Source organism: Ruegeria sp. HKCCD6428, assembly GCF_013110595.1.
Classification (GTDB): domain Bacteria; phylum Pseudomonadota; class Alphaproteobacteria; order Rhodobacterales; family Rhodobacteraceae; genus Ruegeria.
Genome location: NZ_WVQX01000001.1, coordinates 1040377 through 1062160, shown reverse-complemented (window position 1 = coordinate 1062160; position 21784 = coordinate 1040377). Strand labels below are relative to the sequence as shown.

At 58.0% G+C, this 21784-nt stretch carries 21 protein-coding genes; 15 read left to right on the top strand and 6 right to left on the bottom strand.

The features are described 5' to 3' along the window. The first annotated feature begins 81 nt into the window (after positions 1–81). From GS620_RS05260 to der, 3 genes are read left to right on the top strand one after another with little or no spacing between them, the layout of a single operon-like run. Positions 82–753: a hypothetical protein gene (locus GS620_RS05260; RefSeq protein ID WP_171362641.1), complete on the top strand. Its 672-nt coding sequence runs from the start codon at positions 82–84 to the stop codon at positions 751–753. A gap of 44 nt (positions 754–797) precedes the next feature. Beyond that, a complete protein-coding gene (locus tag GS620_RS05255) occupies positions 798–2120 on the top strand; it encodes a PQQ-like beta-propeller repeat protein (protein WP_171614424.1) in 1323 nt (440 codons plus the stop codon). A 49-nt stretch (positions 2121–2169) separates the two neighbouring features. Next, positions 2170–3633 (top strand): ribosome biogenesis GTPase Der, encoded by a 1464-nt coding sequence (der, locus tag GS620_RS05250; protein WP_171614422.1) that lies wholly within the window; start codon positions 2170–2172, stop codon positions 3631–3633. Between the two features lie 44 nt (positions 3634–3677). Here the strand turns inward: der and GS620_RS05245 are convergent, their stop codons facing one another. Continuing rightward, positions 3678–4100, bottom strand: a complete 423-nt coding sequence (locus GS620_RS05245) for a hypothetical protein (protein WP_171614420.1) — start codon at positions 4098–4100, stop codon at positions 3678–3680. Between the two features lie 458 nt (positions 4101–4558). Here GS620_RS05245 and GS620_RS05240 point away from each other — a divergent pair, with 458 nt between their 5' ends. Continuing rightward, a complete protein-coding gene (locus tag GS620_RS05240) occupies positions 4559–5542 on the top strand; it encodes a fatty acid desaturase (RefSeq protein WP_171614418.1) in 984 nt (327 codons plus the stop codon). A 93-nt stretch (positions 5543–5635) separates the two neighbouring features. Further along, positions 5636–6277, top strand: coding sequence for a helix-hairpin-helix domain-containing protein (locus GS620_RS05235; protein ID WP_171614416.1), 642 nt, complete (start codon positions 5636–5638; stop codon positions 6275–6277). A 57-nt stretch (positions 6278–6334) separates the two neighbouring features. Here the strand turns inward: GS620_RS05235 and serS are convergent, their stop codons facing one another. Further along, a complete protein-coding gene (serS, locus tag GS620_RS05230) occupies positions 6335–7627 on the bottom strand; it encodes a serine--tRNA ligase (RefSeq protein WP_171614415.1) in 1293 nt (430 codons plus the stop codon). 72 nt (positions 7628–7699) lie between these two features. Then, entirely contained in the window at positions 7700–9364 is a 1665-nt protein-coding gene (locus tag GS620_RS05225; RefSeq protein WP_171327979.1) for a mechanosensitive ion channel family protein, read from the bottom strand. A gap of 201 nt (positions 9365–9565) precedes the next feature. Between GS620_RS05225 and yajC the strand changes: the two genes are divergently transcribed. From yajC to GS620_RS05175, 10 genes are all read left to right on the top strand, one after another. Further along, positions 9566–9853, top strand: coding sequence for a preprotein translocase subunit YajC (gene yajC, locus GS620_RS05220; RefSeq protein ID WP_152458368.1), 288 nt, complete (start codon positions 9566–9568; stop codon positions 9851–9853). Between the two features lie 33 nt (positions 9854–9886). Beyond that, a complete protein-coding gene (secD, locus tag GS620_RS05215; RefSeq protein WP_171614413.1) occupies positions 9887–11548 on the top strand; it encodes a protein translocase subunit SecD in 1662 nt (553 codons plus the stop codon). A 1-nt stretch (position 11549) separates the two neighbouring features. After that, a complete protein-coding gene (secF, locus tag GS620_RS05210) occupies positions 11550–12518 on the top strand; it encodes a protein translocase subunit SecF (protein WP_171614411.1) in 969 nt (322 codons plus the stop codon). Beyond that, positions 12499–13263 carry a TSUP family transporter gene (locus tag GS620_RS05205; protein ID WP_371809771.1) on the top strand — a complete coding sequence of 255 codons (765 nt, stop codon included), beginning with the start codon at positions 12499–12501 and terminating at the stop codon, positions 13261–13263. The genes secF and GS620_RS05205 overlap by 20 nt, the downstream gene beginning before the upstream one ends. Before the next feature lie 12 nt (positions 13264–13275). Then, the gene (locus tag GS620_RS05200) at positions 13276–13629 is read left to right on the top strand and encodes an Mth938-like domain-containing protein (RefSeq protein ID WP_171614409.1); all 354 of its coding nucleotides are present in this window, start codon (positions 13276–13278) and stop codon (positions 13627–13629) included. 144 nt (positions 13630–13773) lie between these two features. Continuing rightward, on the top strand, positions 13774–14388 hold the full coding sequence (gene ccmA, locus GS620_RS05195) for a heme ABC exporter ATP-binding protein CcmA (protein ID WP_152458363.1): 615 nt from the start codon (positions 13774–13776) through the stop codon (positions 14386–14388). Beyond that, on the top strand, positions 14385–15041 hold the full coding sequence (gene ccmB, locus GS620_RS05190; protein WP_171614407.1) for a heme exporter protein CcmB: 657 nt from the start codon (positions 14385–14387) through the stop codon (positions 15039–15041). The genes ccmA and ccmB overlap by 4 nt, the downstream gene beginning before the upstream one ends. Before the next feature lie 61 nt (positions 15042–15102). Continuing rightward, positions 15103–15876, top strand: a complete 774-nt coding sequence (locus GS620_RS05185; protein WP_171614405.1) for a heme ABC transporter permease — start codon at positions 15103–15105, stop codon at positions 15874–15876. Continuing rightward, entirely contained in the window at positions 15873–16031 is a 159-nt protein-coding gene (ccmD, locus tag GS620_RS05180) for a heme exporter protein CcmD (protein ID WP_171115312.1), read from the top strand. Before GS620_RS05185 ends, ccmD begins: the two co-directional genes overlap by 4 nt. Beyond that, positions 16024–16563: a DsbE family thiol:disulfide interchange protein gene (locus GS620_RS05175; protein ID WP_171231406.1), complete on the top strand. Its 540-nt coding sequence runs from the start codon at positions 16024–16026 to the stop codon at positions 16561–16563. The genes ccmD and GS620_RS05175 overlap by 8 nt, the downstream gene beginning before the upstream one ends. A 29-nt stretch (positions 16564–16592) precedes the next feature. On the opposite strand, the gene GS620_RS05170 is transcribed toward GS620_RS05175, so the two are convergent. The 3 genes from GS620_RS05170 to acnA all read right to left on the bottom strand — a co-directional run bounded on the left by GS620_RS05170 (position 16593) and on the right by acnA (position 21746). After that, on the bottom strand, positions 16593–17294 hold the full coding sequence (locus GS620_RS05170; protein ID WP_171115317.1) for an SDR family NAD(P)-dependent oxidoreductase: 702 nt from the start codon (positions 17292–17294) through the stop codon (positions 16593–16595). A 139-nt stretch (positions 17295–17433) separates the two neighbouring features. Next, the gene (locus tag GS620_RS05165; RefSeq protein WP_171614403.1) at positions 17434–18936 is read right to left on the bottom strand and encodes a BCCT family transporter; all 1503 of its coding nucleotides are present in this window, start codon (positions 18934–18936) and stop codon (positions 17434–17436) included. A gap of 119 nt (positions 18937–19055) precedes the next feature. After that, entirely contained in the window at positions 19056–21746 is a 2691-nt protein-coding gene (gene acnA / locus GS620_RS05160; protein WP_171614401.1) for an aconitate hydratase AcnA, read from the bottom strand. Positions 21747–21784 lie beyond the last annotated feature (38 nt).

Below are 21784 nucleotides of genomic sequence, written 5' to 3'. Positions count from 1 at the left end.
AAAATCGGACCCTTGGCTTGGCGTTGGTGGCGGGGTATGACATGGCGCACTTATGCAAGACACACAGCCCAGGGGGCAGGAATGAGCGACACCGACAGTTTCATTGATGAGGTCACGGAAGAGGTACGCCGTGACCGGATGTATCTGCTGCTGCGCCGTTGGGGCTGGGTTGGTGTAGCGGCGGTCGTGCTGATTGTTGGCGGGGCGGCGTTCAATGAATACCGCAAATCCCGCGATACGGCGCAGGCGCAGGATCTGGGTGACTCGATTCTTGCGGCCCTGTCGGAAAACGATTCTGATGCACGGGCAGCCGGTTTGCGGGAAATCGAGGCGCAGTCGCCGGGCGGGAATGCTGTTCTGAACATGCTGCTGTCTGCGTCCCAGCTTGAAGCGGGATCGCGCGAAGAGGCGGTCAACAGTCTGAACGCGGTTGCCGTGCAGGGGGATTTGCCCGAGATCTATCGTGCGATCGCAAGCTTCAAGGCGCTTTTGTTGCAAAGCGACACCTTGCCCGCCGCCGACCGTCGGCAGCAGTTCGAAGCGCTGGCAGCGCCGGGTGCGCCCCTTCGACTGCTGGCCGAAGAGCAACTGGCCCTGATCGACGTGTCCGAGGGCAATGTCGATGCGGCACTGGACCGCTTGCAGGCGCTGCGTCAGGACGCCGAGGTCGGTATTGATCTGCAACAGCGTGCGGCCCAGCTGATAGTTGCGTTGGGCGGCGAACCCGAGCCATTGGTGGCGCAACAGGGCTGACCAGGCGGGACAAAAGACTTAATGACAGGCGAGTTCGGAACACCATGGTAACAAGACTAATTTCCCGCGCGGGATTGCCGGTTGCGGCACTGGCTTTGACCGCATTGACCGCCTGTGAACCTCCCGAAGCGATTTTGCCCGGAGAACGTGAAGACATCCGTCCGGCGTCTGATCTGGAAACAGTGGAAAAAAGCGGCTCTCAGCCCATCAGCCTGCCAGCTCAAAAAGCGAATGCCAGCTGGCCGCAAAGCCCTGGTACGGCTGCTTACCGAACCACGAATGCGGCACTGCGTGCCACGCCACAGCGGATCTGGTCTGTTTCGATCGGGCAGGGCGACTCGCGCAAGCAACGTATCACTGCCGAACCGGTGGTTGCGGGCGGGTTGATCTATACGCTGGATGCGGGGGCGACGGTGTCAGCGGTCACACCACAGGGCCAGTTGGCCTGGGATACCGATCTGGTTCCGCCAAGCGACGGAGATGCAGACGCCACCGGTGGCGGCATGGCGTATTCGAACGGCGTTCTCTATGTGTCCTCCGGGTTCGGGCGACTGACCGCATTGGATGCAAAATCGGGCGCCGTGCGGTGGCAGAAGCGATTGGACGCAACCGGAAGCGGCTCTCCGATGGTCAATGACGGGTTGTTGTACCTGGTTGCGGGGGACGAAACCGGGTGGACCATCAACACCAAGGATGGGCGTATCGCCTGGCAAATCGAAGGCACGCCCAGCGTCGGCAACGTTCTGGGCGCACCGGCACCGGTGATTGCCTCGGACCTGGCTGTGTTTGCATTCGGGTCCGGCGATGTTGCGGCCACCTTCCGCCGTGGGGGCATCCGTCGCTGGAATGCGTCCGTCGCAGGCGGGCGGCGGGGACGGGCCGCTGCGCAGATCGTTGACGTGACCGGCAGTCCGATGGTTGTCGGAAACACAATCTATATCGGCAACCATTCTGGCCGGACCGTTGCCTTTGACGCTGCCACCGGTGAACGCCGCTGGACCGCCGATGAAGGAGCGGTTGATACTGTCTGGCCCGCAGGCAACAGCATCTTCCTGATCAGTGACCGCAGTCAGCTGGTGCGCTTGAATGCGGCCGATGGCTCGGTCATCTGGGCGCAGGATCTGCCAAGCTTTGTCAAGGACAAGCGAGGCCGCCGTGGACCGATCTTTGCACATTACGGTCCGATCCTGGCCGGAGGCCGTATTGTGATTGCATCCAATGATGGTTATCTGCGCTTCTTCAATCCGGTTAACGGGGCACTGGTTCACCAGGTCGAAGTTCCCGGAGGTGCAACTACGGCTCCGGTTGTCGCCGGGCAAACGCTGTATGTCGTTTCCTCCAAGGGGGATCTACACGCTTTCCGTTGACGGCAAGATGCGCTAAAGGGCGCTTCTTGAGTCTTGAAAGTTGAGTATCATGTCGCTGACCCTCGCCATCGTGGGGCGCCCGAATGTGGGCAAATCCACCCTGTTCAACCGCCTTGTGGGCAAACGTCTGGCCCTTGTCGACGACCAGCCCGGCGTGACGCGTGACCTGCGCGAAGGCGAAGGGCGTCTGGGCGATCTGCGCTTTACAGTGATTGATACGGCGGGTCTTGAGGCCGCGACGGATGACAGCCTTCAGGGGCGGATGCGCCGTCTGACGGAACGTGCCGTGGACATGGCTGATGTTTGCCTGTTCATGATCGACGCGCGCGTGGGTGTGACACCTACGGATGAAATGTTCGCAGAGATCCTGCGCAAACGGTCCAAGCACGTGATCCTTGCGGCCAACAAGGCCGAAGGCAATGCTGCGGATGCGGGTGTTCTGGAAGCTTACAACCTTGGTCTGGGTGAACCGGTCCGCTTGTCGGGCGAACACGGTGAAGGGATGACGGACCTCTATGCGCAGCTGATGCCTCTGGCGGATGCGGCAGAGGAAAAACAGGTCGAGGAAGCCCCGCAAACCGACATTGAACTGGACGAAGACGGTGAGGGTGAGACGCCGCTGATCACTGCAGCCAAACCCTTGCAGGTTGCGGTGGTGGGGCGTCCGAACGCTGGCAAATCCACCTTGATCAACAAGATCATCGGCGAAGACCGTCTGTTGACCGGGCCAGAAGCCGGGATCACGCGTGACGCAATCAGTTTGCGAATCGACTGGGCTGACCCGGACGGTCAAAGCACGCCGATGCGGATCTTTGACACCGCAGGGATGCGCAAGAAAGCAAAAGTACAGGAAAAGCTGGAAAAGCTTTCCGTGTCCGACGGCCTGCGCGCGGTAAAATTTGCCGAGGTCGTCGTTGTGTTGCTGGACGCCGCGATCCCGTTTGAACAGCAGGATCTGCGAATTGCCGATTTGGCCGAGCGCGAAGGCCGGGCCGTTGTCGTCGCCGTCAACAAGTGGGACATCGAAGACAACAAGCAGGAAAAGCTGCGCGAGTTGAAGGAGTCGTTTGACCGTCTGCTGCCGCAACTTCGCGGCGCGCCGCTGATCACGGTTTCCGCCAAGACGGGCCGGGGGTTGGAGCGTTTGCGCGCCGCGATCCTGCGCGCCCATGACGTCTGGAATCGTCGGGTGCCGACTGCCGCCTTGAATCGCTGGCTGACCGCGATGCTGGAACAACACCCGCCGCCAGCCCCACAGGGACGCCGGATCAAACTGCGCTACATGACGCAGGCCAAAACCCGACCTCCGGGGTTTGTGGTGATGTGTTCGCATCCGGACAAAATGCCTGAAAGCTATACCCGTTATTTGGTGAACGGTTTACGGCAGGATTTCGACATGCCCGGAACACCGATCCGCCTGACGCTGCGCGGGCAGGGGGACAAGAACCCCTACAAGGGTCGGCGCAAGAAAAACGCGGGCGCATTGGCCAAGCATCTGAAGGGGCGCGGATAAGCTGCGCACCAGACACAGGGCTTTGATGACACAGGCTGGTTGTCTCAATCGTTCCCAAGGACGAATGCGCGGTTCGCTTCTGCGGCATTGGCGATACCCTCTGACGTCCCATTGCCCTGTTCAATGGCCGTCGCCAGTTCGGTCGCGGCTGAACCTGTCGTGAAGATCGATGCAATTCGCGTTCGACCTCCGAAAAGACCTTTGGAAGCGTCGGCATTGTCATAGGTCAGGTCAAATGTCGAAACCAAACTGACCGCCTCATCATTGGGTCGTTTGTTTTGATTGCGCGATATGGGCGGAACCAGCGTTGTTATGCGGCGCTGTACACCTGCGTTGACCTCGACAGGTAGTGCCTTGGCGGGATCAGAGCGCAAGGCGATGTTCACGCCGCTGCGTTCCCCATAGACCAAACTGCGATCCTGAATCGAGGTGCAACCCGCGACCGCGCAACTCGTGCAGGACTGCATTGCCAGTCAAGATGGCGGCAGAGGATGAGGTGCTGAAACCGTTATAAGAGCACCCCGCAAGCGAGACGCAGATCATTGGCGCAAGCGGCAATATTATTCTTGAAAAAAATCAATCAATGGACCTGAAAATTCTGGTTGTTATTCTGATCGGAAGTCTCCACGCGTCAACTCAGAGGGGCATGCGAATGCGGTTGAAGCTTTTCGAGACACTTCAGGGCAGTATTTCTCGGGCGCTTCCTTCATATGAAAGGCTTGCGTATTTCAGTGCCGGTGATCCTGACGCCAGCGCGTAACTGCGCCAATTTTCAGCGTTTTCGCTCTGAGGGCGTGACAGTCCCTGTTCTGCGCGTTAGCATTCATGTGTGTGCATCTGTCAGCACATGCATTGCCTGCACGCGGTCAAGCCGCGCCTGGATTTTTAACAGATTAATACAGGACCATCGTGGGGAGCGGACTGGATGGATCTGAGGGAATACACAAGACACTACGCAGTTCAGGACAACAGATTGGCTGCACTGAGCTATTTCGGCACGTTTGCGGTGTATTTCGCATCGTTGTCTCTGGCGATCGTATTCGTGGATCGCTGGTACATCATGATCCCGGCCGGGATCGTTTTCGCCTTTTCGGCGGTACGCCTTTATGTACTGCAACATGATTGCGGGCACCATTCGCTGTTTGAAACGCGAATGCAGAACGAATGGGCAGGGCATGGTCTTTCGCCATTCACCTTTGCACCGTTCGAGGTGATGAAACAGAACCACAATCTGCACCACGCGGGGATCGGAAACCTTGAGCATCGTGAGACCGGCGAAATTCACACCATGACATTGCGGGAATGGCAGGACGCGGACTGGAAAACTCGTTTGTTTTACAGGCTGTATCGAAACCCTTTCATCCTGGTGCCGGTCGGTGCGCTGTTCACATATTTCATTCGCTATCGCTGGCCCAAGAACACTGTTCGTTTCGGTGTCAAAGGCGTCTTGCTGCACAATGCCTCGATCATCGTATTTTTGGGCCTGTTGTACCTGGTGGCGGGCATGACCGGAATTCTGGTCTGGCTGGTGTTTTCTTTTCTGGGCGGAATGCTGGGTGTGTTTCTCGTGTATCTGCAACACAATTTTGAAGATACCTATTGGGATCGCCGTCCTGATCTGAACCCGCAGACTGCAGCGTTGCATGGATCTTCTGCGCTGGATTTCGGATGGTGGTTCGATACCGCCGTAGCCTGCATCACGCTGCATGACATCCACCATTTCAATGCACGTATCCCATCTTATCGGTTGCGGGCCTGCCACTATAACCTGCCGCCTGAATTCACGCCTCGTCGGATCAAGTTCCCTGAGGCAGTAGCGGCTTTGAACCTCAAGCTTTGGGATGAGGATGCGAAACGCCTCGTGCCATTCCCGAAAAATGACCGAACCGCTGGGTTGGCGCATAGCTGATCCATTGGCTCTGAGAAGGCAAGCGCTGAACTGGCGGACATGCATTTCCAATGTATACGCGATGAGGCAGGGCGATAGAGAAAGGACCCTTAGATGACTGCAGTGACCGACGTAAAAGGTGTGGGAGAGGCGCTGGAAAAAGCCCTTGCAGCCAATGGCTTTAAGACCGCAGAAGCGATAGCGAAGGCGTCACCGGCAGATCTGGTCAAGGTTCCTCGGGTTGGTGAGAGCCGAGCCGCCGTATTGATCGAAGCCGCAAAAGCCGCAATAGCCGCAACACCCACTGCCGGTAAACTTGGCGCGCGCAAGGCGCCGGCACGAAAGCCAGCGGCACGGAAGCCAGCAGCCGCAAAACCAGCCGCCCGAAAGGCGGCGACACGAAAAGCCGCCCCGCGCAAGACCGTGGCCGCTGTAGCGGCAGAAAAACGGGCGGAAGAAGCTGCACGCAAAGCGGCAGAGGAACAAGCGGCGGCCGAAAAAGCCGAAGCCGCCGCCAAGAAAAAGGCCAAGGCCAAGGCGAAAGCTGAAAAAGCCGCCAAGAAACGCAAAGAAATGGAAGCAGCGTTTTCCAAGGCCAAGGATAAGGTGAAAGCAAAGTCCAAGAAGGACAAAAAATCGAAAAAGGACGAAAAGAAAAAAGACGCCAAGAAGGGCAAAAAAGACGCCGAGAAGGGCAAGAACAAAAGTGACAAGAAGAAAGATAGCAAGAAGGATAAGAAAAAGGCGAAGAAATAAATTCCTTCGCCCCGTCTTGCATTGTGAACCGGCGCCCGGTGGTGCCGGTTTCGTTTTTCAGGCTAGTGTGCCGTCCAGTTGCAGGGTCAGTTTGCCGCCCAGATAGGGGCTCAGGACTTCGGGCAGGGTCACGGTGCCGTCCGCGTTCTGGCCATTTTCAAGCACTGCAATCAGGCAACGCCCAACGGCCAAACCCGAACCGTTCAGCGTATGGACGTATTCCGGCTTGCCGCCACCTTCGGGACGGAACCTTGCGTTCATGCGGCGGGCCTGGAAATCACCACAGGTCGAAACCGAGCTGATCTCGCGATAGGTGTCCTGACCGGGCAACCAGGCCTCGATATCATAGGTGCGGCGGGCGCCAAAGCCCATGTCACCGGTACACAGGATGACAGTGCGGTAAGGAATGCCCAGCTTTTCCAGAATGCCCTCGGCGCAGCGCAGCATGCGCTTTTGTTCTTCATCCGATTTGTCCGGATGCGTGATCGAAACCATCTCGACCTTTTCGAACTGGTGTTGCCGCAACATCCCGCGGGTGTCTTTGCCCGCGGATCCGGCCTCGGACCGGAAGCACAGGGAATGCGCGGTGTAGCGACGGGGCAGATAGCTTTCCTCGATCAAACTGTCGTTTACGATATTGGTCAGCGACACTTCGGAGGTCGGGATAAGCCACCAGCCTTCGCGGGTCTGATAGCTGTCTTCGCCAAATTTCGGCAATTGGCCGGTGCCCTGCATCATCTCGGACAGAACCAGAACCGGGCCATTCACCTCGGTCAGCCCGTTTTCGGTGATATGCGTATCCAGCATGAACTGCGCCAAAGCGCGATGAATACGAGCGACTCCACCGGACAACAGCACAAATCGCGAACCCGAGAGTTTGGCCGCGGTTTCGAAATCCATGCCTTGCTGAACGGCTTCGATCTCGAAGTGTTCCTTGGGCGCAAAATCCAGTTCACGCGGTGTGCCCCAGCGGCTGATCTCGACATTGTCGTTTTCATCCACGCCATCCGGCACATCCTCGGCGGGCAGATTTGCGATCCGGATCAACTGATCCGTCAGCAGGGCATCCAGATCCTTGGCCTCGGTCTGCATGCGCGCGATTTCGGCCTTTTTCTCGGCGACCAGCGCGCGCAGGCGTTCGAATTCGGCTTCGTCGCCTCGAGCTTTGGCAGCCCCGACTTCCTTGGACGCTTTGTTCTGTTCGGCTTGCGCTGTTTCGGCCGCCAGAATCTTGGCGCGGCGGCTTTCGTCCAACCTGAGCAAATCTGACGACACCAGCGCGTCCCCACGGCGCGCTAAAGCGGCGTCGAAAGCGGCAGGGTTTTCGCGAATGGCGCGGATGTCGTGCATGTCTCAGATCCTTGAATGCGTGAATCACTGAAACCGCTTATGCACCATCTGTGGGGCAGGGTGTAGCGCCGGTTACGACTTATCCGCTTCCTCGTGCGATTCATGTGCCAGATGACCATCCCATTCATCCGCCGGGATTTTTGGTTCTGGCGGATCAGCCATGTAAGATGGCGTCATGATCTGCACTTTGTTCTCGTTGAAAACGGCGACAATATTGCGATGCAGGTCCGAGCGGATTTTGGGAATGATGCTGCCGCGAGTGGTGTAACCGTTGATCTGATAATTGATGGCGTAGTCGGCCAGCGCCGTCCACAACACGAAAGGTTCAGGCTTGGCCTTGATCCCCTTGGTGCGGTTGGCCGCCTCGATCAGCATCGCTTCGACTTTTTCGGGCGGTTCTTCATATCCGATGCCAACAGTCGTGTGCAGCAGCAACCCACTGCCATCGGTCTTCTTCGAGAAATTCACGACGTCCGAATTCATCAATTGGGCGTTCGGGATCGAAATCAGCTCGTTCTTGATGGATTTCAGATGCGTCTCCATCAGTTTGATCTGAACCACGTCGCCGATATGCTCTCCGATCTGAATGCGGTCGCCGATTGACGTGGAACGACGATAGATCACGAACAGCCCTGCCAGCATGTTGGACACGACCGAGTTGGCACCCAGCGACAGCATGGCGCCGACCAGAATGGTCAGACCCTGGAAGGCGGCCGAATCCGAACCGGGAATGTAGGGAACAGCAAAGACGAGCGCGATCAGAATCACGATAACCCGAGCGATGTTGAACGTCGGATTGACCCAGTGTTTTTCAAAATCGCCCATTTCGAACGAACCGGCTTCGACCGCGTCGAAGAACACGCGCATGCCCTTGATTATGTACAAAGTGACCCATGCGATCAGGCTGAGCATAATCAGGTTTGGGATATAGCTGAGTATTCCCTTGAATATCAGCAGTACCGGTTCTGTCAGATAGGTAAGCAGCAGTTGCGCGAAATAGCGTGTTTCCGCAAAGGCCAGTAGAACGAAGGACAGGTAGTAGTAGAAGCCGAGAAAGAAGATGACCAACAGGGCAAAATTCAGCCCGTATCGGATCAGGGCGGCGATTGCTTCGGCCTGAACGCTTTTGGCCGTCGCCGTTTCGACATCCTTCAAATAACGCTTTACCAGTTTCAGAGTGCGCCGCCTGATCCGCCGGTGAAGCCAAAGGATAACCAGCACGAAGACGACAAAACCTAAGGTCCATCCCGCGGCTTCAATCGCTCCGGATACCCGGGCTTGATCTGTACGGTTGGAGCGGTAGGCAAGGATGGCCTCTTCGATGGCCTGACCATGCAAGAAGCCGAGGACGTCCAGCTCCATCTGGTCCAGTTCGGCGTCTGCAACTGTAACGATCGATACGATTTCACCGTCGGCGCGAATGCGTATACCCAGGTCGGTTTCTTCAAAGGTGATGTCGACCGTGGGGCTTTCCGAGGCCTCGGCCACCTCAATGATCTTGTTCTGCACGCTTTCGGCACGTTCCGGCGCGGGCAGGGCGCTGGAGCCGCGCAGGAAGAACAACATGTCGCCGTCCACGATGACGGGTGCCTTGAAACTTTCGGTTTCTTCTGCCTCGGGTTCGGTGGCTTCGGCAGGCAATTCCTGGGCCTTCACCGATGCGGCCAGACACAAGATCAAGCTCAGCAGAGACAGCAAAAGCGTCAACGATTGGAATGGTTTGTATCTAGCTCTCATTGCCCCCCCTGATGTTCGACTATAGCCAAATTGAGATATCTGCATAGGACATATCTGCAACGATTGACCGGTTCATGTGGCACCTTTGTCAGGTTGCGGCCGATCACATGACCACCTTTGCTTGCAAACGCGCATTTCAAAGCATAGGTTCCGGCAAAATTTGCGGAACGGTGCCGCAAGATCTGAACAAAGGAATATCCCATGGAAGGTGGCGCAATCGCCCAGTTTCTCCCGCTTATACTGATCTTTGCGATCATGTATTTCCTGCTGATCCGTCCGCAGCAGAAGAAAATGAAGGAACATCAGGCCATGGTCGATGCCGTGCGTCGGGGGGATCAGGTTGTCACCCAGGGCGGGCTGATCGGCAAAGTGTCGAAGGTCAAGGAAGGCGAAAACGAGATCGAAGTCGAGATCGCCGAAGGTGTTAAAGTGCGTGTGGTTAAATCGACCATCGCTCAGGTTCTGAACAAAACCGAACCTGCGAAATAACATCACCTTACAAATCCTTGAAAAGGCAGGGTAATGCTGCACATTGATACCTGGAAGCGGGTTCTGATCTGGCTGGTCTGCGTGACTGGCCTGATCATGGCCCTGCCAAATGCGTTTTATACACGGGTCGAGCAATCAAACGATGCCAAAGCTGCGATCGAGCTGGGCGTGGACACGCCCGAGTTGCAGGTCGAGGCGGGGCAATGGCCGAACTGGCTGCCCTCGTCATTGGTCAATCTGGGCCTTGACCTGCGCGGCGGTGCACATCTGTTGGCCGAAGTTCAGGTGCAGGACGTCTACGAATCCCGGATGGAGGCGATGTGGCCAGATATCCGTGACGCCCTGCGCGATGAGCGTTCGACCGTTGGGACGGTCCGCCGTCAGGAATCGGCCCCAGATGAGATTCGCGTGCGCATCAGCCAGCCTGAGGGCATGGCGCGGGCACTGGAGGTCGTGCGCGGTCTTGCCCGTCAAGTGCAGACCCTGACCGGTGTCGGGGCAACGGATATCGAGGCACGTGCCGAAGGCGACACGATTGTCGTTCAGTTGTCCGAGGCAGAAAAACTGGCCTCAGACGACCGCACAGTGCGTCAATCGTTGGAAATCATCCGCCGCCGGATCGACGAAGTGGGCACCCGAGAGCCGACCATTCAACGTCAGGGTGCCGATCGTATCCTGATTCAGGTGCCTGGCATCGGCAGCGCGGGTGAGTTGAAAGAGATCATCGGCACGACGGCGCAACTGACCTTTAACCCGGTTGCCGGACGCGGCACCGATCCGGATGCCGTTGCAGGCATCGGCGAAGAAATTGTGCCGTCGATTGACGAAAGCGGTGTTTACTACACAATTGAGTCCGCTCCGGTCGTTACCGGAGAGGAACTGGTCGATGCGCAGCCCGCGTTCGACCAAAACGGTCGCCCTGCGGTCAACTTCCGGTTCAACACGTCTGGTGCGCGCAAATTCGGGGATTACACCCGCGACAATATCGGAGCCCCCTTTGCCATCGTTCTGGACGACGAGGTAATTTCGGCCCCCGTGATCCAAAGTCATATTCCGGGCGGCTCGGGCATCATCACCGGCAACTTTACGGTTGAGGAAAGCACCAACCTGGCCGTCTTGCTGCGAGCGGGCGCACTGCCTGCCAGTTTGGAATTCCTCGAAGAACGTACCATCGGACCCGAGTTGGGGCAGGACAGTATCGACGCGGGCAAAGTCGCCACAATCGTGGCCTTTGTGGCAGTACTGGTTTTCATGGCGCTCAGCTATGGTCTGTTCGGGATCTTCGCCAACATCGCGCTGATCATCAATGTGGGCCTGTTGTTCGGTCTGCTGTCCATGATCGGAGCAACCTTGACCCTGCCGGGTATCGCTGGGATCGTATTGACTGTCGGTATGGCGGTGGACGCCAACGTGCTGATCTTTGAACGTATCCGCGAGGAATTGAAATCCGCCAAAGGTCCGGCGCGCGCAATCGAACTGGGCTATGAAAAGGCGCTGTCTGCCATTCTGGATGCGAACGTGACCACATTCATCACCGCCGTGATCCTGTTTGCCATGGGCAGTGGCCCGGTGCGCGGCTTTGCAATCACTCTGGGCCTCGGCATTCTGACTTCGGTCTTCACCGCGATCTTCGTGACGCGCCTGATGATCGTGATATGGTTCGAACGCCGCCGTCCGAAAACGATCGAGGTTTGACATGAGACTGAAACTCGTACCCCAGAACACCTCGTTCGATTTCTTCAACCGCTGGAAGGTCTGGTTGGGCATTTCCGGCCTGATGATGGTGATTGCCTTCACCTCGTTCATGCTGCAAGGGCTGAATTTCGGTATTGATTTCCGGGGTGGCACGACGATCCGGACGCAAAGCGCGGTCGAGATCGATGTGGGCACATACCGAGATGCCATCGCCCCGCTGGAACTGGGCGATGTGACCATCACCGAGATTTTCGATCCAACCTTTGCGGATGACGAAAACGTTGCGATGATCCGCATCCAGGCGCAGGAAGATGCCGAGGCTGTCGAAGCAGCGACCATCACCGCCGTAGAGGACGCGTTGCAGCAAGTTGTTCCGGACATACAGTTCGTGTCCGTGGAATCCGTCGGCCCCAAGGTCTCGGGCGAGTTGATCCAGACCGCCGTCATCGCGGTGGCTTTGGCGATTGGCGCGGTGCTTGTCTATATCTGGCTACGGTTCGAATGGCAGTTCGCGCTGGGGGCCGTGGCGGCACTGGTTCACGATGTGATCCTGACCATCGGCATCTTCTCGGAACTGCAAATCCGGTTTGACCTGGCCATTATCGCGGCCCTTCTGACCATCGTCGGTTATTCGCTGAACGATACCGTGGTCGTTTTCGACCGGGTGCGTGAGAACCTGCGGAAGTACAAAAAGAAAGAACTCAAACAGGTGCTGAACATTTCGATCAACGAGACGCTCAGCCGGACGGTGATGACCTCGGTCACCACGTTGCTGGCGTTGATCTCACTTTATGTTCTGGGTGGCGATGTGATCCGCGGCTTTGTATTCGCGATGATCTGGGGCGTGATCGTGGGCACCTATTCATCGGTCTTCGTCGCCTCGACCATCCTGTTGTGGCTGGGGGTCAAGCGCGACTGGTCCAAGCCGTCGAACACGGCGGGCAACCAGTTTGCCAATATTGATGCCTGAGGCGTTGCAACAGGCCTTGTCCCTGCCGGGGCTGGGTTGGTTGGTTCTTACCATCGGAGCCGCGGGACTTGTCCGCGGCTTCACTGGTTTTGGCACCGCGATGATCTTTGTTCCGGTGGCCACTCAATTTCTGCCGATTGCCGATGTCGTCTTTCTGATGGCGGCTACCGGGATCGTATCGACCTTTGCGCTGGCGCCGCAGGCATGGCGTGAATGCGACAAGACTGAAATCAGCACTTTGGGCGTTGCAGCGGCATTAACCGTGCCGCTTGGCCTTTGGGTCATGGCACAGGCCGACACGGTCGTTCTGCGCTGGATTGCCTGCGGTATCACCGGCGTGACCCTGTTGGCGATCGTCACTGGCTGGCGCTGGCAGGGGCGGCTGGGTGTGCCGGGACGGCTGGCCATCGGAGGCAGCGCAGGCGTGATCGGCGGCATGACCGGACTGACCGGCCCGGTCGTTATCGTATTCTATCTGGCCAGCTCTTCAGACATACGCAAGATTCGTGCCAACACGATCATCTTTCTGGCTTTGCTGGACGTGGCCATCGTCTTCAGCATCCTGATCGGAGGCGCTGCGGATCTGTCGATCCTTTGGATTGTCCTGCTGCTGGGCTTGCCCTATCTGACCACGACACTGATCGGCAAGGCTCTGTTCGATCCAAAGCTCGAACGGATCTATCGCGCTGCGGCTTATTCGGTCATTCTGATAGCAGTCGTGTCCGGCTTGCCGATCCTGGATTGAAGGAGGGAAGAAATGCGCCTGAACCAAGTTACGTTTTCAGATGCCAAACCGGTTGATGGCTATGGCCCCGGTTTTTTTCGCATTGGCGGTGATGTGTTCGAAGGCGCCGTTCTGACGGGCCCCGCAGGACCTGCCACCTGGGGCGGTTATGAAGATGCGCAGCCACTTCTGGAGCTGGCCGATGGAATTGACGTTCTGCTTGTCGGTACGGGCAAAGACATGGCCCACATTCCCCAGTCTTTGCGCACCCGGCTGGAGAGTGCCGGTGTCGGCGTCGAAATCATGAATTCTCCGGCTGCGTGCCGCACCTACAATGTCTTGCTTTCTGAAGGTCGTCGAATAGCGCTTGCTCTGATCCCGGTCTGACGGGATCCCTTCATCTGGCTGAAAATATCCCGGGGTGTGTGAGGGGCTGGCCCCTCACTCGGACCTCTCTGCTCAGAGCTCCCACAACCGAACTGCGGCAAATCCCACCTTTTGCCTCTGATGACATTCCGATAAGCGGGTCTCATGACTCTGATTGTAACCGACCTGTCGATCACCCGTGGTGGCATTCCCGTCCTGGAGCATCTCAGCTTTCAGCTGCCTCCTGGCAAAGCGCTGATTCTGCGTGGGCCGAACGGGATCGGTAAAACGACCCTTCTGCGCACATTGGCCGGGTTGCAGCCGCCGCTGAAGGGTCAGATTCAGGGCGCGGAAGATCAGATTGCATATGCGTCCCATTCGGACGGGCTGAAACCGACGCTGACTGTATCCGAGAACCTGACGTTCTGGGCTTCTGTTTTTGGAACCAACGGCATCCAGACGGCGTTGGACGCGTTCCAGTTGAACGAGCTGGCGGATCGCCATGCAGGGAACCTGTCGGCAGGTCAGAAACGGCGGCTGGGGCTGGCACGCATGCTGGTCACCGGGCGGCCGATCTGGATGCTGGACGAGCCGACCGTTTCTCTGGACAGAAATGCGGTGCAGATGTTCGCCGATGCAGTCCGCGCGCATCTGGGGCAGGGTGGGTCAGCCCTGATCGCGACCCATATCGACCTTGGCCTCGATGGTGAGGTTCTGGACGTCGGCCCGAACAAGGCCAAACCCAAACCCATTGACGATTTCGACGGAGGCTTCCTGTGATCGCCCTTCTGCTGCGCGACCTGAAACTGGCCTTCCGTGCGGGCGGCGGGTTTGGTTTGGGATTGACCTTTTTCCTGATCGTGACCGTGATGGTGCCGTTTGCAGTGGGGCCACAATCGTCACTGCTGTCCACCATTGCGCCCGGTGTGCTCTGGCTGGGGGCGTTGCTGGCTTGCCTGCTGTCTCTTGACCGTCTTCTGGCGCTGGACTGGGAGGACGGGTCACTGGACCTGCTGGCCACGGCGCCGCTGCCACTGGAATCAGTCGTGACCATCAAGGCGCTGGCCCACTGGCTGACCACAGGCCTGCCTTTGGTTCTGGCCGCACCTTTTCTGGGGGTCTTGCTGAACCTGCCTGCGCAAGGGTTCTTCTGGCTTGTCATCTCGCTGCTGATCGGCACCCCGGCCATGAGCGTGATCGGAACATTCGGCGCTGCCTTGACCGTCGGTCTCAAGCGCGGCGGGTTGCTGTTGTCGCTCTTGGTGCTGCCGCTTTACGTCCCCACCCTGATTTTCGGGGCCGAGGTCGCCCGGCGTGGGGCAACGGGGATGGACGTGCAGACGCCGTTGTTGATGCTGGCGGGGATCACGGCGGCCACCATCGCGTTGTTGCCCTTCGCCAGCGCGGCTGTGTTGCGTATCAATCTGCGGTGAACCGTCCCAACTTTGACTGATGTCAATTGAGAAAACCCCCAACTCGGACTAGATAGGGCCCATGTCGATAGCAGCCAAAGCCAATGCCCTCTGGGAATACGCCAACCCGCGCAAGTTTCTTGCGACCAGTGAACGTGTCCTGCCGTTTTTCTGGATTGTCTCGATTTTAAGTATCGTCGTCGGGCTGATCTGGGGGTTCTTCTTCACGCCGGACGACTACAAACAAGGGTCGACGGTCAAGATCATCTATCTGCACGTCCCGGCGGCCCTGATGGCGATCAATTGCTGGCTGATGATGTTGGCAACTTCTCTGGTCTGGCTGGTGCGGCGTCATCATGTCAGCGCGCTGGCGGCACGGGCGGCTGCGCCGATCGGGATCGTGATGACCCTTATTGCGTTGCTGACCGGGGCGATCTGGGGACAGCCCATGTGGGGCACCTGGTGGGCGTGGGATCCGCGCCTGACGTCGTTTCTGATCCTGTTCCTGTTCTATCTTGGCTATGTCGCGTTGTGGGAAGCCATCGAGGATCCGGACACTGCGGCGGACCTGACTTCGGTTCTGTGTCTGGTCGGATCCGTGTTTGCGCTGCTCAGCCGATATGCGGTCAACTTCTGGAACCAGGGCCTGCATCAGGGTGCATCGGTCATGCGCGCGGCAGCCGTGACCGGGGCCGATACGGAAGAAAAAGTCAGCAATATCTACTTCTATCCGCTGTTGCTGTGCATTATCGGATTTGTGCTGCTGTTCATCGCTTTGGTGCTGTACCGCACCGGAACTGAAATCCGCGCGCGGCGCATAAAGGCGTTGCAGGCGCGGGAAAGGGTAGGCGGATGATCCCCGATCTTGGAAAATATGCTGACGCGGTTTTGTCGTCTTATGCCGTGTCCATCGTGCTGCTGGTGGCATTGATCGTGTTCAGCGTGATGCGAGGGCGCAAGGTACGCACTGAAATGGAAAAGATCGAACAAAGGATTTCGCGAAATGGCTAAGATATCGCCCCTGATGATCGCGCCGCCTTTGATTTTTGGCGCTTTCGCCGTGTTGGCCGGGATCGGTATGTTCCGTGAAGACCCCAACGCGTTGCCCTCTGCCCGCGAAGGCCAACCGGCTCCGCCCGTGGTTCTGAGCGAGTTCCCGGAAAAGAAGCTGTTTGATGACGCCACGCTGCGGGATGGAGAGGTCAAGCTGGTCAACTACTGGGCCAGCTGGTGCGCACCATGCCGCGCCGAGCATCCCAATCTGGAGGCCCTGGCCGCCGAAGGTATCCCGGTCTATGGCATCAACTACAAAGACCAGTTGGACAACGCCCAAGCGTTCTTGACCGAGCTGGGTGACCCCTACGCCGCGATTGGACGTGATGAGAAGGGTCGCATGGCATTGGATTGGGGCCTTTACGGCGTTCCCGAAACCTATGTGGTTGATGGCGACGGCACGATCATTCTGCGCTTTGCCGGCCCGATTACGCAGCGTGTGATTGAAAACACTCTGCGTCCGGCGTTGGAAAAGGCTGCGGGCGGTTGAGCAATTTGAAAAACGAGGTTTAAGCTATCTTACAAGCGATAGCCTCCGGTCACGCCCAGAACCTCTCCGGTTACGAATCCCGCCGCGTCCGAGGCCAGAAACCGAACGACCCTGGCAATGTCTTCCGGAGTTCCGATCCGGCCCAGCGCCGTTTCCTTGACGAATAGCGATGTCAGATCGTCAGGACGGGGGTCTTCGGGGATGTTGATGGCACCCGGCGCAACCGCGTTGACGCGGATTCCGTCCGGGCCAAGCTCTTTCGCCATGGCGCGCGTCCAGAGGTTCAGCGCGGCTTTGCTTGCCCCATAGGTCGCGGCGTCGCGCGGTGGCAATGTTGCGTTCATCGATGAGATGCTGACGATCGAAGCGCCGCGTTTCAGATGCGGCAACGCCGCAGCAAGCAACGCGGCGGGGGCCAGCACGTTGAGGTCAAGAATGGCGCGATGGTCCGCGGCCTGAAACTCTTGTTTCGGAGTGGAGCGAACAAGACCAGCGTTGTTCACGATCACGTCCAGTCGCCCGAAGTGATCAATGACCTTTTCGACCACCCGGTTGGGTTGGTTGTCTTTTGTAAGGTCAGACTGAACCGCCAGAACGTCACCTTTCAGCAATTCTGAATCGGGGTGGCTGGCCAACCAGGTGAAGGCGACATGGTGATCACCGCGCAGGTCTTCGACTATTGCCCGCCCAATTCCACGTGCGCCACCGGTTATCAGTGCAACTTTTTCCATGAACTCAGATGACCGGCAAAGCGCCCAGGATTCAACGTTGTTTTTTGCGCTGCCGGATTGCTGTCACTTGCGCAGCAATATCCAGAGCATTGCCGCGATGAAAGCGAAGGTGACAAGGTTCATCAATGTGTCCGTGAGATCACCGATCAGCATTGCGTTGGCCCTCCTCTCTGAGCCCGCGGAACAAGCAAACCATCAGCAGGACCGAAATGAAGACAAAGGGCAATGCGCCAAGCGAGATGAGGATCTTCACCGAGTCCACGGATCCCGAAAGGATCATTGCAACGCTCAGCAGTCCCAGCAATCCCCCCCAGATCAGACGCACACGCGGCGGGGGATTCTCGTCCCCGCCCGTCGAGAAGGTGCCCAGAACAAAGGCTGCGCTTACGACGCTGGTCACGATGAACAGAAAGGCGGCCAGTACCGTTGCAAGCGTGGTGATCATTGAATGTGGAAGTCGGTCGAGCAAGGCGAAGGTCACGCGTTCGATATTTGTCTGCGTATAGGCCAGCAGTTCGCCCGCACCATTGAGTGCCTCGAACAGGCCAATGCCACCAAAGGCACCGAACCAGAGGATTGAAAACAGCGTGGGGGCGAACAGGACGCCGATCACGAATTCCCGTATCGTGCGACCGCGAGAGATGCGGGCGACAAAGACGCCCACGAACGGGCCCCAGGCAATCCACCAGACCATGTAGGTCAGGGTCCAGTCGCTGAACCATCTGGTGACGTCATCGCCGAAGAACGTAAAGGTCTGAAATCCCCTGGGAATGACATTGGTGACATAGTCGCCGAACCCCTGAACGATGGTATTCAGAAGGTATTCGGTGGGGCCAAGGACCACCGTGTAGGCAACAAGGCCGATTGCGATCAGCATGGCGGCATTGGACAGGCGCGCCATGCCCTGGCTCAGATCGATCATGAGTGCCGGGATATACGCAGCAACCATTGCCAGAAACACGACACCAATCAAAAGGGCGCCGACCGTTTCCCGACCGCCCAGCACTGCGATGCCGTCTGCCACCTGAAACACGCCCATGGCCATGGAGCCACCGACACCAATGGCAATGGCGATGATCGCCATGAAGTCCGAAAGCCACCCGACGCGTTCAGCCCAGCGTTCATCGGGAAACAGGTTCTTGATCGGCGCACTGACCATCATCCCCGTACCACGCCGAAAACTGAAATAGGCAATAGTCAGCGCGGTGGAGCCATAAATCGCCCAGGCATGCAGCCCCCAATGGAAATTTGTCGCCAGCATCGCCTGCTGCGCCGCGATGAAATCCGGTGCCATGCCGGAGATGAAGTTGAAGTGGGTCAGCGGTTCCGCCACAGCCCAAAACAGCAGGCCGACGCCCATACCGGCGGAGAACAACATTGAAATCCATGTGGCGGTGGAAAACTCTGGCTCCTCGTCATCCCGGCCGAGGCGAATGTTTCCATAGGGTGAAAATGCCAGAAACAGGCATCCGATCAACATGCCCGAAGCGGCGAGCATCACGAACCAGCCGCGGCTGTGGAAGGTCTGCTGGACGATGCCGCTTGCCCAGGTCACCAGGCTTTGAATGTCCACGATACCCCATATCCCGATCACGGCAATTACGCTGAGCGAACATACCAGCAGGGCGTTGGGTTTCTTCATGGCGAATGGTTTTCCGTTGATGACCTTGCCCAACAGTTTCAGGTTTTCGAATAAATGACCAGAATACAAAAAACCCCCGGCGGGTGGCCGGGGGTTTGAATTGCACGCTTTGGTATCGGTTATGATGCCTTCGCAAGATTGCGCAGGACGTAATGCAACACGCCTCCGTTTTCGATGTATTCAATCTCGGGCGCGGTATCGATGCGGCATTTCAGGGTGATGGTCTTTTCGGTTCCATCGCCATAAACGATCGTGCAGGGGACTTCCTGTAGCGGCTCGATCGTATCCAGCCCGTGAATCGAAACGGTTTCATCCCCTTTCAGCCCCAGGGTTTTGCGGGTGTCGCCACCTGTAAACTCGAACGGAATGACCCCCATGCCAACAAGGTTTGAACGGTGGATACGCTCAAAGCTCTCGGCGATTACGGCCTTGACGCCCAGCAGCGCCGTGCCCTTGGCCGCCCAGTCGCGGCTTGAGCCTGCGCCATATTGCTCGCCACCGAATACCACAAGCGGGGTGCCGTTCGCCTGATAGGCCATCGAGGCGTCATAAATTGACGTCTGTTCACCGTCCGGGCCTTTGGTGTAACCGCCTTCGACGCCGTCCAGCATTTCGTTCTTGATGCGGATGTTGGCGAAAGTGCCGCGCATCATCACCTCGTGGTTGCCGCGACGTGAACCATATGAATTGAATTCACGCGGCTGAACCTGACGTTCGATCAGGTACTGGCCTGCGGGCGAGGTCGTCGCGAATGACCCCGCGGGCGAGATGTGGTCGGTCGTGACCATGTCACCCAGAATGGCCAGAACCTTGGCGCCTTCGATGTTGGAAATCGTGCCTGGTTCGGGGCCCATGCCCTGGAAATAGGGCGGGTTCTGGATATAGGTCGATGTCGGCGGCCAGTCATAGGTTTCCGCATCGGTGGTTTCGACCGACTGCCATTTCTCGTCCCCTTTGAAGACGTCGGCGTATTTCGATTGGAACGCTTCGCGCGTGACGGTCTGTTCGACCAGTTCCGCGACCTCCTGCTGCGTCGGCCAGAGGTCTTTCATATAGACGTCGTTGCCGTCCTTGTCCTGACCGATCGGTTCGGATGTCAGGTCAATGTCCATGGTGCCTGCCAGGGCGTACACGACGACCAGAGGCGGCGAAGCCAGATAGTTTGCGCGCACGTCAGGCGAGATGCGGCCTTCGAAGTTGCGGTTGCCGGACAAGACCGAAGTGGCGACCAGATCGCCTTCCGCAATGGCCTCCGAGATTTCTTTCTGGATCGGACCCGAGTTGCCGATACATGTGGTGCAGCCGTATCCGACGAGGTTGAAGCCGATCTTGTCCAGATCCTCCTGAAGGCTCGCGGCCTCGAGGTAAGCGGACACAACCTGCGACCCCGGTGCCAGTGAGGTTTTGACCCAAGGCTTGCGATCCAGCCCCAGCGCGGCTGCCTTGCGCGCCACGAGGCCCGCTCCGATCATCACGTAAGGGTTCGAGGTGTTGGTGCAGGAGGTGATCGAAGCGATCACGACCTTACCCGACTCCATGCCGTATTCTTCGCCTTTGACTTCGACCTGTTTGCCCATCGGGCGTTTGAATGTTTCGGCCATTTCCTTGGTAAAGGCCGCCTTGGCGTCGGTCAGGGCAACATAGTCCTGCGGGCGTTTCGGGCCCGAGATCGCCGGAACAATCGTGCCCATATCCAGCGTCAGGGTATCGGTGTAGATCGGAGCGTAGTCCGCGTCGCGCCAGAGACCGTTTTCCTTGGCATAGGCTTCGACCAGCGCCAGACGGTCCTCGTCGCGGCCGGTATTGCGCATGTAACGAAGGGTTTCGCCGTCGATGGGGAAGAAGCCGCAGGTCGCGCCGTATTCCGGCGCCATGTTGGCGATGGTCGCACGGTCGGCCAATGGCAGACGGTCCAGGCCTTCGCCGTAGAACTCGACGAACTTACCGACGACGCCCTTTTCGCGCAGCATTTCCACGACCTTGAGAACAAGGTCTGTGCCGGTGGTGCCTTCGACCATCGAACCCGTCAGTTCAAAACCCACAACTTCGGGGATCAGCATCGAAATCGGCTGACCCAGCATCGCGGCTTCGGCTTCGATGCCGCCAACGCCCCAACCCAGAACGGCCATGCCGTTGACCATGGTGGTGTGGCTGTCAGTACCGACCAGCGTATCAGGATAGGCGACCTCATCCCCGTTTTGGTCTGTGTCTGACCAGACAGTCTGCGCAAGGTATTCCAGATTCACCTGATGGCAGATACCGGTTCCGGGGGGCACGACACGGAAATTATTGAACGCCGACTGGCCCCATTTCAGGAACTGGTAGCGTTCCATATTGCGTTCGTATTCGCGGTCCACGTTCATCTGAAATGCGCGCGGATTGCCGAATTCATCGATCATGACCGAGTGGTCGATGACCAGATCAACCGGATTCAGCGGGTTGATTTTTTGCGCATCGCCGCCCAGTCCCTTGATGCCGTCGCGCATCGCCGCAAGGTCCACTACTGCCGGAACGCCAGTGAAATCCTGCATCAGCACTCGGGCAGGGCGGTACGCTATCTCACGCGGGTTCTTTCCACCGTTGGCACCCCATTCGGCGAAGGCTTTGATATCTTCGACAGAGACTGAAAAGCCGTCATCCTCGAACCGCAACATGTTTTCCAGCACCACCTTGAGTGCGGCAGGCAGTTTCGAGAAATCGCCCAGACCGGCCTCTTGCGCGGCGGGGATCGAATAATAGGAAATGGATTTACCATTCACGCTCAGACTGCGGCGCGTTTTGGCGGTATCCTGTCCGACTTTGATGGGCATCTGTGGCCTCCCTCTCAAATGACTTGGATATTAGGATT

Coding starts and splice junctions, on each gene's coding strand:
- acnA (WP_171614401.1), bottom strand. CDS start 21,746: ATGCCCATCAAAGTCGGACAGGATACCGCCAAAACGCGCCGCAGTCTG.
- GS620_RS05255 (WP_171614424.1), top strand. CDS start 798: ATGGTAACAAGACTAATTTCCCGCGCGGGATTGCCGGTTGCGGCACTG.
- GS620_RS05170 (WP_171115317.1), bottom strand. CDS start 17,294: ATGGAAAAAGTTGCACTGATAACCGGTGGCGCACGTGGAATTGGGCGG.
- GS620_RS05200 (WP_171614409.1), top strand. CDS start 13,276: ATGCGCCTGAACCAAGTTACGTTTTCAGATGCCAAACCGGTTGATGGC.
- GS620_RS05175 (WP_171231406.1), top strand. CDS start 16,024: ATGGCTAAGATATCGCCCCTGATGATCGCGCCGCCTTTGATTTTTGGC.
- ccmA (WP_152458363.1), top strand. CDS start 13,774: ATGACTCTGATTGTAACCGACCTGTCGATCACCCGTGGTGGCATTCCC.
- ccmD (WP_171115312.1), top strand. CDS start 15,873: ATGATCCCCGATCTTGGAAAATATGCTGACGCGGTTTTGTCGTCTTAT.
- secD (WP_171614413.1), top strand. CDS start 9,887: ATGCTGCACATTGATACCTGGAAGCGGGTTCTGATCTGGCTGGTCTGC.
- yajC (WP_152458368.1), top strand. CDS start 9,566: ATGGAAGGTGGCGCAATCGCCCAGTTTCTCCCGCTTATACTGATCTTT.
- GS620_RS05185 (WP_171614405.1), top strand. CDS start 15,103: ATGTCGATAGCAGCCAAAGCCAATGCCCTCTGGGAATACGCCAACCCG.
- secF (WP_171614411.1), top strand. CDS start 11,550: ATGAGACTGAAACTCGTACCCCAGAACACCTCGTTCGATTTCTTCAAC.
- GS620_RS05260 (WP_171362641.1), top strand. CDS start 82: ATGAGCGACACCGACAGTTTCATTGATGAGGTCACGGAAGAGGTACGC.
- GS620_RS05165 (WP_171614403.1), bottom strand. CDS start 18,936: ATGAAGAAACCCAACGCCCTGCTGGTATGTTCGCTCAGCGTAATTGCC.
- serS (WP_171614415.1), bottom strand. CDS start 7,627: ATGCACGACATCCGCGCCATTCGCGAAAACCCTGCCGCTTTCGACGCC.
- GS620_RS05245 (WP_171614420.1), bottom strand. CDS start 4,100: ATGCAGTCCTGCACGAGTTGCGCGGTCGCGGGTTGCACCTCGATTCAG.
- GS620_RS05235 (WP_171614416.1), top strand. CDS start 5,636: ATGACTGCAGTGACCGACGTAAAAGGTGTGGGAGAGGCGCTGGAAAAA.
- GS620_RS05225 (WP_171327979.1), bottom strand. CDS start 9,364: ATGAGAGCTAGATACAAACCATTCCAATCGTTGACGCTTTTGCTGTCT.
- der (WP_171614422.1), top strand. CDS start 2,170: ATGTCGCTGACCCTCGCCATCGTGGGGCGCCCGAATGTGGGCAAATCC.
- GS620_RS05240 (WP_171614418.1), top strand. CDS start 4,559: ATGGATCTGAGGGAATACACAAGACACTACGCAGTTCAGGACAACAGA.